The 15,113-nt window shown below is 65.1% G+C and carries 18 protein-coding genes; 9 read left to right on the forward strand and 9 right to left on the reverse strand.

Going from position 1 to position 15,113, the window contains the following annotated elements; genetic code table 11:
- Positions 1 to 13: 13 nt before the first annotated feature.
- From SBA_RS15105 to gatC, 5 genes are all read right to left on the reverse strand, one after another.
- Positions 14 to 559: a hypothetical protein gene (locus SBA_RS15105; protein WP_261935010.1), complete on the reverse strand. Its 546-nt coding sequence runs from the start codon at positions 557 to 559 to the stop codon at positions 14 to 16.
- 93 nt (positions 560 to 652) lie between these two features.
- Entirely contained in the window at positions 653 to 2,152 is a 1,500-nt protein-coding gene (gatB, locus tag SBA_RS15110; protein ID WP_261935011.1) for an Asp-tRNA(Asn)/Glu-tRNA(Gln) amidotransferase subunit GatB, read from the reverse strand.
- On the reverse strand, positions 2,149 to 2,568 hold the full coding sequence (locus SBA_RS15115; RefSeq protein WP_224549177.1) for a hypothetical protein: 420 nt from the start codon (positions 2,566 to 2,568) through the stop codon (positions 2,149 to 2,151). The genes gatB and SBA_RS15115 overlap by 4 nt, the downstream gene beginning before the upstream one ends.
- 33 nt (positions 2,569 to 2,601) lie before the next feature.
- On the reverse strand, positions 2,602 to 4,086 hold the full coding sequence (gene gatA, locus SBA_RS15120) for an Asp-tRNA(Asn)/Glu-tRNA(Gln) amidotransferase subunit GatA (protein WP_261935012.1): 1,485 nt from the start codon (positions 4,084 to 4,086) through the stop codon (positions 2,602 to 2,604).
- The gene (gatC, locus tag SBA_RS15125) at positions 4,086 to 4,373 is read right to left on the reverse strand and encodes an Asp-tRNA(Asn)/Glu-tRNA(Gln) amidotransferase subunit GatC (protein WP_224549179.1); all 288 of its coding nucleotides are present in this window, start codon (positions 4,371 to 4,373) and stop codon (positions 4,086 to 4,088) included. Before gatC ends, gatA begins: the two co-directional genes overlap by 1 nt.
- A gap of 105 nt (positions 4,374 to 4,478) precedes the next feature.
- Between gatC and SBA_RS15130 the strand changes: the two genes are divergently transcribed.
- The 4 genes from SBA_RS15130 to SBA_RS15145 all read left to right on the forward strand — a co-directional run bounded on the left by SBA_RS15130 (position 4,479) and on the right by SBA_RS15145 (position 7,090).
- Positions 4,479 to 5,633, forward strand: a complete 1,155-nt coding sequence (locus tag SBA_RS15130; RefSeq protein WP_261935013.1) for a DUF3089 domain-containing protein — start codon at positions 4,479 to 4,481, stop codon at positions 5,631 to 5,633.
- Positions 5,630 to 6,103: a Holliday junction resolvase RuvX gene (ruvX, locus tag SBA_RS15135; protein WP_224549182.1), complete on the forward strand. Its 474-nt coding sequence runs from the start codon at positions 5,630 to 5,632 to the stop codon at positions 6,101 to 6,103. The genes SBA_RS15130 and ruvX overlap by 4 nt, the downstream gene beginning before the upstream one ends.
- Position 6,104: 1 nt before the next feature.
- Positions 6,105 to 6,515 (forward strand): Rap1a/Tai family immunity protein, encoded by a 411-nt coding sequence (locus SBA_RS15140; RefSeq protein ID WP_224549184.1) that lies wholly within the window; start codon positions 6,105 to 6,107, stop codon positions 6,513 to 6,515.
- Between the two features lie 95 nt (positions 6,516 to 6,610).
- Positions 6,611 to 7,090: an isochorismatase family protein gene (locus SBA_RS15145; protein WP_224549186.1), complete on the forward strand. Its 480-nt coding sequence runs from the start codon at positions 6,611 to 6,613 to the stop codon at positions 7,088 to 7,090.
- 68 nt (positions 7,091 to 7,158) lie between these two features.
- On the opposite strand, the gene SBA_RS15150 is transcribed toward SBA_RS15145, so the two are convergent.
- Entirely contained in the window at positions 7,159 to 7,542 is a 384-nt protein-coding gene (locus SBA_RS15150; RefSeq protein WP_261935014.1) for a MerR family transcriptional regulator, read from the reverse strand.
- A gap of 80 nt (positions 7,543 to 7,622) precedes the next feature.
- On the opposite strand from SBA_RS15150, the gene SBA_RS15155 reads away from it, so the two are divergent.
- Positions 7,623 to 8,399 carry a glutaredoxin family protein gene (locus tag SBA_RS15155; protein ID WP_261935015.1) on the forward strand — a complete coding sequence of 259 codons (777 nt, stop codon included), beginning with the start codon at positions 7,623 to 7,625 and terminating at the stop codon, positions 8,397 to 8,399.
- A 126-nt stretch (positions 8,400 to 8,525) separates the two neighbouring features.
- Here the strand turns inward: SBA_RS15155 and SBA_RS15160 are convergent, their stop codons facing one another.
- From SBA_RS15160 to serB, 3 genes are all read right to left on the reverse strand, one after another.
- Positions 8,526 to 10,016: a L,D-transpeptidase family protein gene (locus tag SBA_RS15160; protein ID WP_390902455.1), complete on the reverse strand. Its 1,491-nt coding sequence runs from the start codon at positions 10,014 to 10,016 to the stop codon at positions 8,526 to 8,528.
- 62 nt (positions 10,017 to 10,078) lie between these two features.
- Positions 10,079 to 10,333 (reverse strand): hypothetical protein, encoded by a 255-nt coding sequence (locus SBA_RS15165; RefSeq protein ID WP_224549193.1) that lies wholly within the window; start codon positions 10,331 to 10,333, stop codon positions 10,079 to 10,081.
- A gap of 190 nt (positions 10,334 to 10,523) precedes the next feature.
- On the reverse strand, positions 10,524 to 11,399 hold the full coding sequence (serB, locus tag SBA_RS15170; protein WP_261935016.1) for a phosphoserine phosphatase SerB: 876 nt from the start codon (positions 11,397 to 11,399) through the stop codon (positions 10,524 to 10,526).
- Here serB and miaA point away from each other — a divergent pair.
- The 4 genes from miaA (at position 11,398) to ilvN (ending at position 15,083) form a co-directional block, all read left to right on the forward strand.
- Complete coding sequence (gene miaA / locus SBA_RS15175) at positions 11,398 to 12,342, forward strand: tRNA (adenosine(37)-N6)-dimethylallyltransferase MiaA (RefSeq protein WP_261935017.1); 945 nt, start codon at positions 11,398 to 11,400, stop codon at positions 12,340 to 12,342. The genes serB and miaA overlap by 2 nt on opposite strands.
- Before the next feature lie 104 nt (positions 12,343 to 12,446).
- On the forward strand, positions 12,447 to 14,198 hold the full coding sequence (locus SBA_RS15180) for an acetolactate synthase 3 large subunit (protein ID WP_261935018.1): 1,752 nt from the start codon (positions 12,447 to 12,449) through the stop codon (positions 14,196 to 14,198).
- 10 nt (positions 14,199 to 14,208) lie between these two features.
- A complete protein-coding gene (locus SBA_RS15185; protein WP_224549201.1) occupies positions 14,209 to 14,568 on the forward strand; it encodes a hypothetical protein in 360 nt (119 codons plus the stop codon).
- Entirely contained in the window at positions 14,568 to 15,083 is a 516-nt protein-coding gene (ilvN, locus tag SBA_RS15190) for an acetolactate synthase small subunit (RefSeq protein ID WP_224549203.1), read from the forward strand. Before SBA_RS15185 ends, ilvN begins: the two co-directional genes overlap by 1 nt.
- The last annotated feature ends 30 nt before the right edge of the window (positions 15,084 to 15,113 follow it).

Genomic DNA, 15,113 nt, shown 5'->3' on the forward strand with positions numbered 1-15,113 from the left:
TCCTGTTGAAAAATCAGTTCCCGCTCGATGGCAGAACGAACGGAATATCGGCGACCAGCTTCGCCTGTCCCCGCACGCCGACCGGAACATCGACCTCACTGCCTGCCATGAACAGCACCACCGGCACGGCCACCATGCCTACGATGATTGCCTGATCGGTGCGGCTCTCGCCTGCCTGCGCGAAGCGGAAGCTGCGCAGTGCGATCCGTTGCCCCTGATAATCGATGAAGCGCGCCGCCAGGATCAGTTCGCCCGCCTTGCCAGCGGCGCGCGCCCGCGCAGCGTGGATGACCTCGCCTTCTCCCATGGCGCCCTGTGGCACGACCACAGCGCCATTGAGCGCGATCGGTACGGTCGTGCGGATGCGGAAACGATCCCCAGGCTTGGAAAGCTTGGAATTCAACGGATCCAATATTTCGAAATCGACATAGGTGCCGGCTGGCACGGCGGTCGCAGCCGGTGCCGGCGCGGCTACGATCGGATCGGTTCCAGCATGAGCAGGCAACACTGCGCCCAACGCCGAAAACGCAACGGCCCACAGCCCGAAACGCAGCATCACCCCCCCTGTCCAGGCCGCGAATCCCCCGACTCGCTAAGACCTGGACAAAGGCTTATCGCCTGATTTTACAGTCGTATAGAGGGTAGCGGACGATCAGCCCGCCAGCGCCTTCTTCACCATTTCGTTGACGACCTGCGGGTTGGCCTTGCCCTGCATCGCCTTCATGGTCTGGCCTACGAAGAAGCCGAACAGGGCTTCCTTGCCGCCGCGATATTGTTCGACCTTGTCGCCATTGCGGGCAAGCACCTCAGCCACCGCCGCCTCGATCGCGCCAGTGTCGGACGTCTGCTTCAGCCCCTTTTCCTCGACGATCTTGCCGGGCTTGTCGCCGGTTTCGAGCATGATTTCGAACACCTGCTTGGCGATCGTGCCGCTGATCGTGCCGTCGGCGACCAGCGCCAGCAGTTCCGCGCCGTCGGTCGGGCCGACCGGGCTGGTGTCCAGCGTCTTGCCGAGGCGATTGAGCGCGCCATAGAGTTCCGACAATAGCCAGTTGGCCGACGCCTTGGCGACGTCGCTCTCGCTCTTGCCCTGGATGCGCGCGGCCTCCGCCACCAGCGTTTCGAACCAGCGCGCCGTGTCGGCGTCGGCGGTCAGCGTCGCGGCGTTGTAGGCCGACAGGCCCAGCGCCTGCTCGTAGCGCTTGCGCTTGACGTCGGGCAGTTCGGGCAGCGAGGCGCGGCATTCCGCCAGAAACGCATCGTCCAGTTCCAGCGGCAACAGGTCGGGATCGGGGAAATAGCGATAGTCGTGCGCATCTTCCTTCGACCGCATCGAGCGCGTCTCGTTGCGATCCGGATCGTAGAGGCGCGTTTCCTGCACGATCTTGCCGCCGGCCTCCAGCACGTCGACCTGGCGGTTCGCCTCATGCTCGACCACGGCCATCACGAAGCGGACCGAATTGACGTTCTTCGTCTCGGTCCGGGTGCCGAATTCCTCGCCCGGCTTGCGCACGGACACGTTCACGTCGGCGCGCATCGACCCCTGGTCCATATTGCCGTCGCAACTTCCGACATAGCGCAGGATCGTGCGCAGCTTCGCCAGATAGGCGCCTGCTTCGGCGGGCGAGCGCATATCCGGCTTCGACACGATCTCCATCAGCGCCACGCCCGACCGGTTGAGGTCGACATAGGAGCTGGTGGGATGCTGGTCATGCATCAGCTTGCCGGCGTCCTGCTCGACATGGATGCGCTCGACGCCGATCACCTTCGTGCTGGTGTCGGGATTCTTTTCATCCAGCACGATCTCGATCTGCCCTTCGCCCACGATCGGATGGTACAACTGGCTGATCTGATAGCCCTGCGGCAGGTCGGCGTAGAAGTAATTTTTGCGGTCGAAGCGCGACCATTTATTGATCTGCGCGTCGATCGCCATGCCGGTACGCACCGCCTGACGGATGCATTCCTGATTGGGCACGGGCAACATGCCGGGCATGGCCGCGTCGACCAGGCTGACCTGCGTGTTCGGCTCCGCGCCGAAGGCGGTGGCGGCGCCCGAAAAGAGCTTGGCGTTCGACGTCACCTGCGCATGGACTTCCAGGCCGATCACGACCTCCCACTCGCCGGTTGCGCCCTGGATGCGATAGCTGCTCATTTTTTCATGTTCCGATGATGAATATAGTTGATCGTGGTCAGGACCGCATTGCTGCCGAGCAGGCCGAAAACCCAACATGCCGTCAAGACGCGCAGGACGATGACTTCAAAGCCCAGTTCCGCTCCGGCATGATGCGCGAACAGCGCCGCCAGCAACGCACCGGCCAGGAAAAGCCCGCCCATCCAGAAATCGCCGCGCAGGATGACCGCATTGCCCACGCACAGCCCCAGGATGAAGAGCGCGATGAGGACGAAGAATTTGGCCAGCAGCACATGGTCGAACGGCCGATTGTCGATATCGGTCAGCGAATTGCCGACATAGGCGCTCAGGATCGCGCCGAAGGCGACGTTCAGCGCATTCTGCGCCTCCCGCAGCACTTCGACATTGCGTTCCCGAAAACCGCCTGGCCTGAACATGCCTTCTCCGCCTCTGGCCCTTGTCTCTCTAGCTTACCACCACTTGCCTGGCCGTGCGACGAAGCCCGCCCGTTCCTCGATCGCCAGACCCGCGTTCAGAACCGTCTGCTCGTCCAGCGCCTTGCCGATGATCTGGAGGCCGATGGGCAAGCCCTGGCTGTCCAGCCCGCCCGGCACAGCCATCGCCGGCAGTCCGGCCAGCGACGCCGGCACGGTGAAGACGTCGTTCAGATACATGGCGAGCGGATCGGCCTGCTTCTCGCCCAGCGCGAAGGAGGCGCTCGGCGCGGTCGGCGTCAGCAGCAGGTCGCACTTCTCGAACGCCTGTTCGAAATCGCGCGCGATCAGCGCTCGGACCTTCTGCGCCTGGGTATAATAGGCGTCGTAGAAACCGGCCGACAGCACATAGGTGCCGATCATGATGCGACGCTTGACCTCTGGCCCGAAACCGGCGGCGCGGGTCGCGGCATACATGTCCTGCAAGCCTGCGCCATCGGGCAGGTCGCGCTGGCCGTACCGCACGCCGTCATAGCGAGCGAGGTTGGACGAGGCTTCGGCAGGGGCGATGATGTAGTATGTCGGCAGCGCGTACTTCGTGTGCGGCAGCGACACCTCGACCACCTCGGCGCCCGCATCCTTCAGCCAGGCAATGCCGCGATCCCACATGGCGGAGATTTCCGCATTCAGGCCATCGGGGCGATATTCCTTGGGAATACCAACCTTTTTGCCGCGCAGATCGCTCGACAGGCCGGCTTCCCACTGCGGCACAGCCAGGTCGAGGCTGGTCGAATCCTTGGGGTCGAATCCGGCCATGACTTCCAGCAGGATCGCATTGTCGCGCACCGTCCGCGCCATCGGCCCGGCCTGATCCAGCGACGACGCGAAGGCCACGATGCCCCAGCGCGAGCAGCGGCCATAGGTCGGCTTGATGCCGGAAATGCCGGTGAAGGCGGCCGGCTGGCGGATGGAACCACCCGTGTCGGTGCCGGTCGCCGCCGGGCACAGCCGCGCGGCAATCGCCGAGGAGGAACCGCCCGAAGACCCGCCGGGCGCGAGGGCGGCATTGCCGCCGTCATTGCGCCGCCAGGGCGAGATCACATTGCCATAATAGCTCGTTTCGTTGGACGATCCCATGGCGAACTGGTCGAGGTTGAGCTTGCCCAGCATCCCCGCCCCCGCGGCCCACAGCTTGGCCGACACGGTCGACTCATAGGTCGGCACGAAGCCTTCCAGCATATGGCTGGCGGCGGTGGTCTGCGTCCCTTCGGTGCAGAACAGATCTTTCATGCCGATCGGCACGGCGGCCAGCGCGCCCGGCGTTTCGCCAGCGGCTTTCGCCTTGTCCGCGGCGTCGGCGGCTTGCAGCGCCTTGTCCGGCGTTTCGACGATGAAGGCGTTCAGCGCCTTGGCGGCGGCGACGTTGGCGTTGAATGCGCTCGCCACTTCGCGCGCCGAAAAATCGCCTGCGCGAAAGCCATCGCGGATGCCCGCGACCGTCAGATCAGTAATGTCGGTCATTATTCGATCACCTTGGGCACCGCGAAAAAGCCATGTTCGGCCTGCGGCGCATTGGCCAGCACCTTGTCGCGCACGTCGCCGTCGGTGACGACGTCCTGCCGCAGCCGCTGGTGGTTGGGGATGACGGCGGTCATCGGCTCTATGCCGGTGACGTCCACCTCGCCCAGTTGCTCCACCCAGCCAAGGATGTTGTTGAGTTCGGGCACCATGGCCTCCGCTTCTGCATCCGTCACCGAAATGCGCGAAAGGCTGGCGATCTTTTTCACGGTCTGAAGGTCTATCGACATGGGCCGCCGCTACCACCCGCGCCCGTCCGCTTCAAGCCGCTTTAGCGCCTCTTGCGCCCGCCCACGCCATGCGCCAGACAAGGGCGACAAATTCGGAGAGCATGGGTGGCCCGCAAATTCCTCTATATCATCGCGACCCTCGTCGTGCTGGTGATCGCTGCCTTGCTCGTCTACCGGGTGTGGGGGATGCAACTCATCCGGCTGGTGATGGTGCCGCGCGAAGCCTTCACCCAGCTTCAGCCGCTGCCCGCCAATGCCTATGACAGTGCCGATATGTGGATCGCCCGTCCCGACATCGTGAAGGACAATGTGGCGCTCTGGACCCCGGCCGGGGCAGCGCCGGCCAAGGCGGCGCAGAAGGCCGCCATCTTCTTCATCCACCCGACCAGCTACATCACCACCTTCGGCGATGCGCACTGGAACGCCCGGATCGGGGACAAGGACGCGGACGCGACCGCCCGCCGCTTCGTCATGGGCCAGGCCAGTGCCTTCAACGCCGCCGGCGCCGTCTGGGCGCCGCGCTATCGCCAGGCCAATTATGGCGCCTTCCTGACCGACAGGCCGGCCGGCGACCAGGCATTGGCCGCCGCCTACCGCGACGTGGCCCAGGCCTTCGCCGCCTTCCTGAAGGCCAATCCCACCGGCCCGCTGATACTGGCCGGGCATAGCCAGGGATCGCGCCACCTGTTGCAACTGCTGCGCGAACAGGTGGCGGGCAAGCCCGTCGCCGACCGCATCGCCGCGGTCTATGCCGTCGGCTGGCCGGTATCGGTGGAAGCGGACCTGCCCGCGCTCGGCCTCCCCGCCTGCGGCCGGCAGGACCAGGCGCATTGCATCGTCAGTTGGCAAAGCTATGCCGAACCGGCCGATCCGTCCGCCGTGGTCGAGAGTTTCGAACGCAAGACCGGCTATACCGGCAAGCCCCGCAAGGGTACGCATATGCTCTGCACCAACCCGATCACCGGCGCCTTCAACGGCGCCGCCCCGGCCAGCGCCAACAAGGGCACGCTCGATGCGCGCGAGCAGGGCCAGCCGCCCAAGCTGCTGACCGGCATCGTTCCGGCGCGCTGCGACACCAGCGGCGTGCTGATGATCGGGGAGCCGGTCGACATGGGGCCGTTCACTCTGCCGGGCAATAATTACCATGTCTACGACTACAGTCTCTTCTGGGGCAATGTACGGGAAGATGCGCAGAAACGACTGGCGGCTTTCCTGAAGAAGCGACTTTGCGCTGAAGACATGACAGGGCGGGCGCCATGACATTGGTTACAACGGATCGCGCGGTCTTCCGCGCGGCGCTGCCGCAGGGCGGACGCCTCATCGGCATGGATGTCGGCACCAAGACGATCGGCCTGGCGCTGTGTGACGCCGAATGGTCGATCGCGAGTCCCGCCTACACGGTGACGCGCGGCAAGTTCAGCAAGGACAAGATCGGCCTCGCTGCCTTCATCACGCAGCAGCATGTGAAGGGCATCGTCATCGGTCTGCCCCTGAACCTGGACGGCACCAATTCGCCGCGCAGCCAGTCGAGCCGCGCCTTCGCCCATAATGTCGCCGACCTGGGCTGCCCGGTGTTGCTGTGGGACGAACGCTGGTCGACCCAGGCGGTGACCCGTACCCTGCTGGAAGCCGACGCGAGCCGCGCCCGCCGCGACGAACTGGTCGACAAGCTCGCCGCCAGCTATATCTTGCAAGGGGCGATCGACGGGCTGGTCGCCGGGATGGAGTGACATGACGATGCAGCCCCGACATCTTCTCTATGCCCTCCTCCTCGCCACCGGCGCGGGCCTGCCCATCGCGGCGCAGGCCGGCTTCTACAGCGGCGACGAACTCTATGCCGTCTGCACCACCGACAAGGACGGCAAGGATTATTTCGAGAAAAGCTATGAATGCGTCGGCTATATCAGCGGCGCGGTCGATGCGTTCAACACGACGCGGGAGGCCAACAAGCTCAAAAGCTGCATCCCCGGCGACGTGACGATCAATCAGTTGCGCGCGGCTACGGTCGATTATCTGGGCAAGAACCCGATCGACCGCAAGAAATCCGCTTCCTCCCAGGTCTTCGCCGCCACCCGCAAGGCCTGGCCCTGCCCGACCGCGACCAAGGGACCGGTGAAGAAGAAGAGCCGCAAGAAGCGCTGAGGGCGATAGGTTCGCCCGAAGGCTGGCTTGAGGATCATAGGCGACGCGATAATCGCCACGCTTTCTTGACCGAGGCCAAGCGCCTATGGCGGGGCATGAAACAAGCTCTCCTCGTCATCGACGTGCAGCCCAGCTTCGACCCGCCGGAATGGCAGGTTCAAGGCATTGCGCGGCTTGCATCTACCATGCTGTCGGTTGCGACCGTGGAGCGGCACGATGAGTCGGTTACGCCCTTCTGGGGCCAACTCGGTTGGAAACCGGCGCCCGACGATGATCCGTTGGTGCGCACGGACAGGCTGTTCGTGAAGCATGGTTATTCCCCGCCGGTCGCGCTGATCGCCTATCTGAAGGAAGAAGATGTCGGGCGCGTGCTTGTATGCGGCATTCAGGCGGACACCTGCTGTCTCGCTGCCGGGTTCATGTTGTTCGATGCGGGGCTATATCCGACCATGTTACAATGGTTGACGGTGGGGTCGTCGCTGGATCGGTCCGCGAACCTGGGCGCGCATCTGTGGCGACATCATTTCGGGGCTGAAAGCGTCATCGTCAACGAACAGGAACTGCCTGACGGCTAGCGACCTTTTCGCTCCATGGCATGGACTATGGTCCTCGCACGGACCGAGGCCCACCCCATCCCCCAATCTCACCCCTCGAACGCCGCGATGATCGGGCATGGCCCCTCGTCGCTTGCATGGCATTGCCGCGCCAGCCGTTCCAGCGCACTGCGCGCCGCCTGCATCTCCGCAATCTTCACATCGAGCGCAGCGATCCGCTCCGCCGCCAGCGCCCGCGCGCGCGCCCGATCCTGCCCGGCGTCCAGATGGAGCAATTCGCCGATCTGCTCCAGCGTGAAGCCGGCCCCCTGCGCCGAGCGGATGAAACACAGCCGCCTTGCGTCCGCTTCGCCATAGCGGCGTATGCCCGTCCCCCGCGCCGGCGTTTCCAGCAGCCCGCGCCGCTGATAATAGCGCACCGTCTCCACCCCGACGCCACCGGCCTGCGCCAGCGCGGAAATCGTCATGCTCATCCCAAAAATCCTCGCTTGACTCCGTACCATGGTACGGCCCCTATATGGGCTGCATCCGCCCCACTGCCAAGGATGCACCGATGACCAGCCCCGCCCCCGGAACCGACGCCAGAACCGATGCCAGAACCGGCGCCAGCCTGTACCGCATGGTGATGCCCGACCACACCTGTCCCTATGGCGTCAAGGCGCGCTGGCTGCTCGGGCGCCACGGCTATGCCGTGGACGATCACTGGCTGACGACCCGCGCGGAAACCGACGCCTTCAAGGTGCAGCATGACGTCAGGACCACCCCACAAATCTTCATCGACGGTCAGCGGATCGGTGGCCATGACGATCTGCGCCGCTTCCTTGGCCTCAAGGTGAAGGACGCCGGCGCGACCAGCTATGTCCCGGTGCTGGCGGTGTTCGCTGTAGCGGCGCTGCTGGCGCTGGCGGTCGACTGGCTGACTTTCCTGCCGCTCGTTTCCTTCATGACGCTGGAGCGGTTCGTCGCGATCGCGATGATGCTGCTCGCCATGCTGAAATTGCAGGATGTGGACCGGTTCGCGACCATGTTCCTGAACTACGACCTGCTCGCCCGCCGCCTGCCGCCCTATGGCCTCGTCTATCCCTTCCTGGAACTGGGCGCGGGCGTGCTGATGCTGACGCGGACGCTCGACTGGCTCTCGATCCCGGTCGCCCTGTTCATCGGCGGCATCGGCGCGGTGTCCGTCTTCCAGGCGGTCTATGTCGAAAAGCGCGACCTCAAATGCGCCTGTGTCGGCGGCAGCAGCAGCGTGCCGCTGGGCTTCGTATCGCTGACCGAGAATGTGATGATGGTCGCGATGGCCCTGTGGATGCTGGCAGGCATCCACTAGCCAAATGCGCGGATGCTGGCAGGCATCCACTAAACCAGACCACATCCGTTCGCTTTGAGCGAAGTCGAGAAGCCGCTGGCACAGCGCTCCCCGTCTCTCGACACGCTCGAAACGAACGGAGGTTGGTTACTCCCCGTCCCGCCCGTAGACATCGGGCAGGAACTGCACCCCGCCCGCGGTCGGCACCGCGGTCAGATAGGTCAGGAACACCGGCACCGGCTGGGGCAGCGGTTCATGCTGCTCGGGCGCATCGCTGTCGGTCGTCGGCGTCTTGCCGAAGAACCAGCGCCCCAGCCGCTGCGCATCCTCCAGCCGGACGCAGCCATTGCTATAATGGCGATCCTCCTTGGCGAACAGGTCGCGCTGGGGCGTGTCGTGCAGATATATGCCCAGATCGTTGGGGAACATGAACTTGATCCGCCCCATGGCATTGGTGCCGCCGGGCAACTGCCGCACGCGCACTTCGCTCTGTCCGGCCGCCACCGCCTGCCAGTCGATCGCGCTCTGCGCCAGCGGCGCAGGATTGGCGCTCCAGTCGGACAGCGCCTCATAGTGAAGGCTTTTCAGCGACGCGCCGCTCAGTATCTTGGGCGCAACCTTGCGCTCCACCAGGTCGGACGGGATGTTCCAATAGGGGTTGAGCGTCGCATAACGGATCATCCCCGCCATCAGCGGCGTCTGCGTCTCCTTCGTGCCGGCGACGACCTTCATCGTGCCGTCCAGCGCGCCCTTGCTATAATACCAGAGCCGCGCCGAGGCCGCGTCCACCACCACATGACGGGTCCAGGGGCCGGGCAGCACGCGCGCCCGCTCCAGATTGAGCGCCAGCAGCCGGTCGTAGCGGTCCGGCCCGTCGTTCAGCGCCGCGATCGTCATCGCGCCCGCGACGCCGTCGGGCTTGAGGCCATGGTCGGTCTGGAACGCCTTCACCTTCGCCGCCAGCGCCTTGTCATAGGCGATGCCGTCCGACAGGCCGAGCCGATGGCGCAGCAGCGTGATTTCCGGTGTCTTTCCGCCGGGGCGCAGCTTGACGCCTTCGGGGATCTGCACCGCGGGCAGTCCGCCCCATGTGTCGAGATAATGCGCCCGCGCGCTGCGCAACCGCATATAGAGCGGACTCATCCACCCGGCAGTCTGGATATAGTCGGTCAGCGACGGGGCGAGCGATGCGGCGCGCACGATATCGGCCGGGCTGGGCGGTTTGGGTTCAGCCTCCTGGTCGATATAGCGCATCTTCACGCCCCTGGCCGGGCGGCGCATGTCGCCGACCAGCGCGGCGAAGGCGCGCGACAGAGCCAGGTCGGCGCGGGCGAGCGCTTTCGGGCTGCCCTCGGTGTCGGCCACGTCGATCAGGCGCTTGAGGTCGCGCGCGTCATAGTCGCGCGGGTTCAGGCCATCGGCCTCGCTATCCTCGATCAACGCCAGCAGCGCGTCGGCCTGCGGTCCGATGCGATCCTTTTCCACCCAGAGCGGCCAGAAGCCGCGCGGGCTGTAGAAATCCTTGAGCTTGCCGCTGACGCCCGCGCGAATTTCGGCGGCGACGCTCGATTGGGCGGCCTTGTCGGCCGCGCCACTCTGCGCCAGCGCTCCAGAAGGCACCGCGGCGGCGGCCAGCAGGCAGGCGAGCAGCGAAAGCGAAGGGGCGCGACGAACTCGCCGCGCCCGAAATACCGCGTGGATCAGCCGCGTTCTCCCCGGCGCGACGGCGGCGGAGGCGGAGGCGGCGGGCAAGGCGGCCCCTGGACGGCGTGATAGATACCGTCGGCAGTATAATATCCATCGACATAGCCGTCGCCATCGCGGTCGGCGGCGACGGTTCCAGCAATGGCGCCGGGGCCGACCGGCGGCGCGGCCGTGACCGGCGCTTCATTCTTGGCGCAGGCGCTCAGCGCCAATAGACCGCCAGCGGCCAAAGCCAGATATTTATAGTGCATAAAAACTCCCTGAACGCCCCAGGCGGCAGGCCGCCTTACGCCGTTAGACTCCTCGCCGCGACTCATGCGGCTCGACGTCAACGTGCAGGCACGGAATAAAATCCATTACCCGATCGAAATGACGATAAAGCGTGGCCTATCAGCGCCGAACCGCCATAGGAGAAAGAAGGTGTTCCCGCGCCCATTAGATTCAGGCGACCCATTCCGCCGACGGGATGCCCTGCGCATAAAGCAGCACCGACAGGTCGCCATGGACGATCTCGGCCGCGGCGGCGGCGCGCGTCACCGGCTTGGCATGATAGGCGACGCCCAGCCCCGCGCCCTGGATCATCGGAATGTCGTTGGCGCCGTCCCCAACCGCCAGCGTCAGCGCCCGGTCGATGCCGCCCGCGATCGCCGCCTCCAGTTCGGTCCGTTTGCGCGCGGCGTCCACGATCGGCGTGGTGACGGTGCCCAGAAGCGCGCCGTCGGCAATCTCCAGCACATTGGCCACATTGGCGTCGAAACCGATCTCCGCCCCCACCGGCCCGGTGAAGCGGGTGAAGCCGCCCGACACAAGCAAAGTCTTCGCGCCCCGCGCCTTCATCGTGCGGACCAGCGCCTTGGCGCCGCCCATGATGACCACCCGTTCCTCGCGGCACTGATCGATGGCGCTGTCGGGCAAGCCCTTCAACAACGCGACCCGGCCATGCAGCGCGCCTTCGAAATCCAGTTCGCCGCGCATCGCCCGCTCTGTGATCTCGGCAATCTGCGGCTTGATCCCGGCATAGTCGGCCAGTTCGTCGATGCACTCGACCGTAATCATGGTGGAATCCATGTCGGCGATCAGCATCGTCTTTGCGCGGGTCGCAACCGACTGGACGATCACGTCTACCTTATCGCCCACGCCGTTCAACGCCGCGCGGGCCGCGACCGGATCGCCGGCGAAGAAGATATCGGCCGCCTTGCTGTCATCCAGCCATGCGACATCGCCCGGCTGGCATCCGGCTTCGCGCAACCGGTCTACGGCCTGTGCAATATCCCCCTGCCCGATCGAGCCACTTGCCACTAAGGTCGCGACGAACATGCACACTCCTGAACCATCATCGGGCGAATCCCGCCCCCGCGTCGCGCTTATTGCCGGGCCGACCGCCAGCGGCAAGAGCGCGCTCGCCATCGCGCTCGCCAAGGCCACGGGCGGCGTCGTCATCAATGCCGACGCCAGCCAGGTCTATACGGACCTTGCGATCCTGTCCGCCCGCCCCTCAGCCGAAGAGATGGGCGATGTGCCCCATCGACTGTTCGGCCATATCGACGGGGCGGAAGCCTGCACCGCGCCGCGCTGGGCGGCCGAGGCGAAGGCGGAGATCGCCGCCGCCCATGCGGCGGGCAAGCTGCCGGTGCTGGTCGGTGGCACCGGCCTCTATATCCGCACGCTGCTGGACGGCATCGCCCCGGTGCCGGACATCGACCTCGACATCCGCGCCACCGTGCGCGCCCTGCCGGTCGCCGACGCCCATGCCGCGCTGACCCGCGAAGACCCCGAAGCCGCCGCCCGCCTTGCCCCGGCCGACACCACCCGCGTCGCCCGCGCGCTGGAGGTGGTGCGCTCGACCGGCCGCCCGCTTCAGCAATGGCAGCAGCATAAGGCAGGCGGCATCGCGGGCCGCATCACCCTGGCCCCCATGATCCTGCGCCCGCCACGCGACTGGCTGATCGACCGCTGCGAACGGCGCTTTGCGCAGATGATCGAACAGGGCGCGGTGGCGGAAGTGGCGGCGCTGCTGATCCGCAACCTCCATCCCGACCTGCCGGTGATGCGCGCGATCGGCGTGCCGGACATCGCGGCCTATCTGCGCGGAGACAGCGATCTGGACATCTGTATCGCCAAGGCGAGCCTGGCCACCCGCCAATATGCCAAGCGGCAATATACCTGGTTCACCAACCAGCCCCCACCCGCCTGGCCGCGCGAAGAACGAGAGATAGATGCTAAAATCATTGATGAATTAGCAACTAAATTACAACAATAGGGGTTGACCCGTCATTTTATGTCCACTAGAGGCAGCCTCCTTGCCATCGCAGGCGTGCTGTCGCAAAGGACGTCGCCCTGCACCCAGAACAGAAGGATTTTATCGTGGCCGAAAAGAGCGGCGCGGACATATTGGTCGAATGCCTGATCGATCTCGGTGTCGAGGTCGTGTTCGGCTATCCCGGCGGCGCGGTGCTGCCGATTTATGACGCGCTCTACAATCATCCCACGATCAAGCATGTGCTGGTCCGCCACGAACAGGGCGCGACCCACATGGCGGAGGGCTATGCCCGGTCAACCGGCAAGCCCGGCGTCGTGCTGGTCACATCCGGCCCCGGCGCGACCAATGCCGTCACCGGCATTACCGACGCGCTGATGGATTCGATCCCCATGGTCGTCATCACCGGCCAGGTGCCAACGCAACTGATCGGCACCGACGCCTTCCAGGAAGCCGACACGATCGGCATCACGCGCCACTGTTCGAAGCACAACTATCTGGTCAAGTCGCCGGCCAAGCTGGCCGAGGTCGTGCATGAGGCGTTTCATATCGCCACCACCGGCCGCCCCGGCCCGGTCGTCGTGGATATCCCCAAGAACGTCCAGATCGCGACCGCGCCCTATGCGAAGCCGGAACTGAAGGTCCATGCCAGCTACCATCCGCAGACAAAGGCGGATGCGGCGGGCATCGACGCGGCGGTCGAAATGCTGGCGGCGGCGGAACGGCCGATCCTCTATACCGGCGGCGGCGTCATCAATGCCGGGCCGCAGGCGAGCGCCTTGCTGCGCGAACTGGCGGCGCTGACGGGCGCGCCCGTCACCTCGACCCTGATGGGTCTGGGCGCTTATCCCGCGTCCGGGGACGCATGGCTGGGGATGCTGGGGATGCACGGCACCTATGAAGCCAATTGGGCGATGAATCAGGCGGACCTGATCCTGTGCATCGGCGCGCGCTTCGACGATCGCGTGACGGGCCGACTGGATGCCTTTGCGCCCAACAGCCGCAAGGTCCATATCGACATCGACCGCAGCTCGATCAACAAGATCGTCGATGTCGATGTCGCCATCGTCGCCGACGTCGCCAGCGCGCTGGACGACATGATCGCGCTGTGGAAGCAGCGCGGGCACCAGAAGGCGGACCTGACGCAATGGTGGGCGCGGATCGACGGCTGGCGCGCGAAGCGCAGCCTGGACTATGCCGAAAACGGCGTCGAGATCATGCCCCAGCGCGCGATCGCCGACCTGTACAAGGCGACCCAGGCGACCGGCAAGGACGTCATCATCACCACCGAAGTCGGCCAGCACCAGATGTGGGCGGCCCAGCATTTCGGCTTTGAGGCGCCCAATAAATGGCTGACCTCGGGCGGGCTTGGCACCATGGGCTATGGCTTCCCGGCCGCCATCGGCGCGCAGATGGGCAATGCCGACAGCCTGTGCATCTGCATCGCGGGCGACGCCTCGGTCCAGATGAACATCCAGGAACTGGGCACGGCCAGCCAGTATCGCCTGCCGGTGAAGCTGTTCATCCTCAACAATGAATATATGGGCATGGTCCGCCAGTGGCAGGAACTGACCTATGAAAGCCGCTATTCCAACAGCTATTCGGACAGCCTGCCCGATTTCGTGAAGCTGGGCGAAGCCTATGGCTGGACCGGCATCCGCATCGAGGGGCCGCAGGAGCTGGAAGCCGGCATCCGCCAGATGCTGGAAACCGACGGCCCGGTGATCGTCGATTGCCGCGTCGCCAAAATGTCCAACTGCTTCCCGATGATCCCGTCGGGCGCGGCGCACACCGACATGCTGCTCGACCCCAGCCAGGTCGAAGGCGTGATGTCGGACGAGGCGAAGGCGCTCGTATGATGGCCATCCTGTGACGCAGCATCTGAAGCTCCGCATCCATGTGACGGAGCCCTGGGATTTCGAACGGATCGCGGGCATGGCCGACATCACCGGCTGGACCACCGATCATGCCGACCCGGACAATGAGGAATGGGAAGTGCATCTGGACGAAGGGTTCGATTTTCACGAGCGGCATATCGGCACATTGCTGGCCGGTCCCCGCTATGTGGGCGAACATCTGGTCCGCATGTTCGATGCGGTGACGGGTTTTCCCGTTCGCCTCGCCCATCGGCAGGACGGCGGCTGGCACTATGCCTTCACCGCGATGATTTCGCAGCGCTATGACGATCATGATGATGGCGCGGTTACGGATAACGGGACAAGCATCTGATGCATATCCAGGAAGAACTCAGCCAGCGGCACGTTCTGTCGCTGACCGTTTCGAACGAGGCGGGCATATTGGCGCGCATCGCGGGCCTGTTCACCGCGCGCGGCTATAATATCGACAGCCTGACCGTGGCGGACATCACGCAGGACCATGGCGTCAGCCGCATCACCATCGTCACCAACGGCCCGCCCAAGGTGATCGACCAGATCATCGCCCAGCTCGACCGGCTGGTGCCGGTGCACAAGGTGACCGACCTGACCGAAGCCGGTCCGTTCGTCGAGCGCGAACTGGCGCTGGTGAAGGTCGCGGGCACGGGCGAGGACCGGATCGAGGCGCTGCGCCTGGCCGACGTGTTCCGCGCCAAGGTGGTCGATACGACGATCGAGAGCTTCATCTTCGAGATTACCGGCACCACCGACAAGATCGACAATTTCGTCGCCCTGATGCGCCAGATCGGCCTGGTCGAAGTCGGCCGCACCGGCGTCGTCGGCCTGATCCGCGGAAAAGAGGCGAACTGATTTCCCTCTCCCCTTGGGGGGAGAGGGTTG

Source organism: Sphingomonas bisphenolicum (assembly GCF_024349785.1).
Lineage (GTDB): Bacteria > Pseudomonadota > Alphaproteobacteria > Sphingomonadales > Sphingomonadaceae > Sphingobium > Sphingobium bisphenolicum.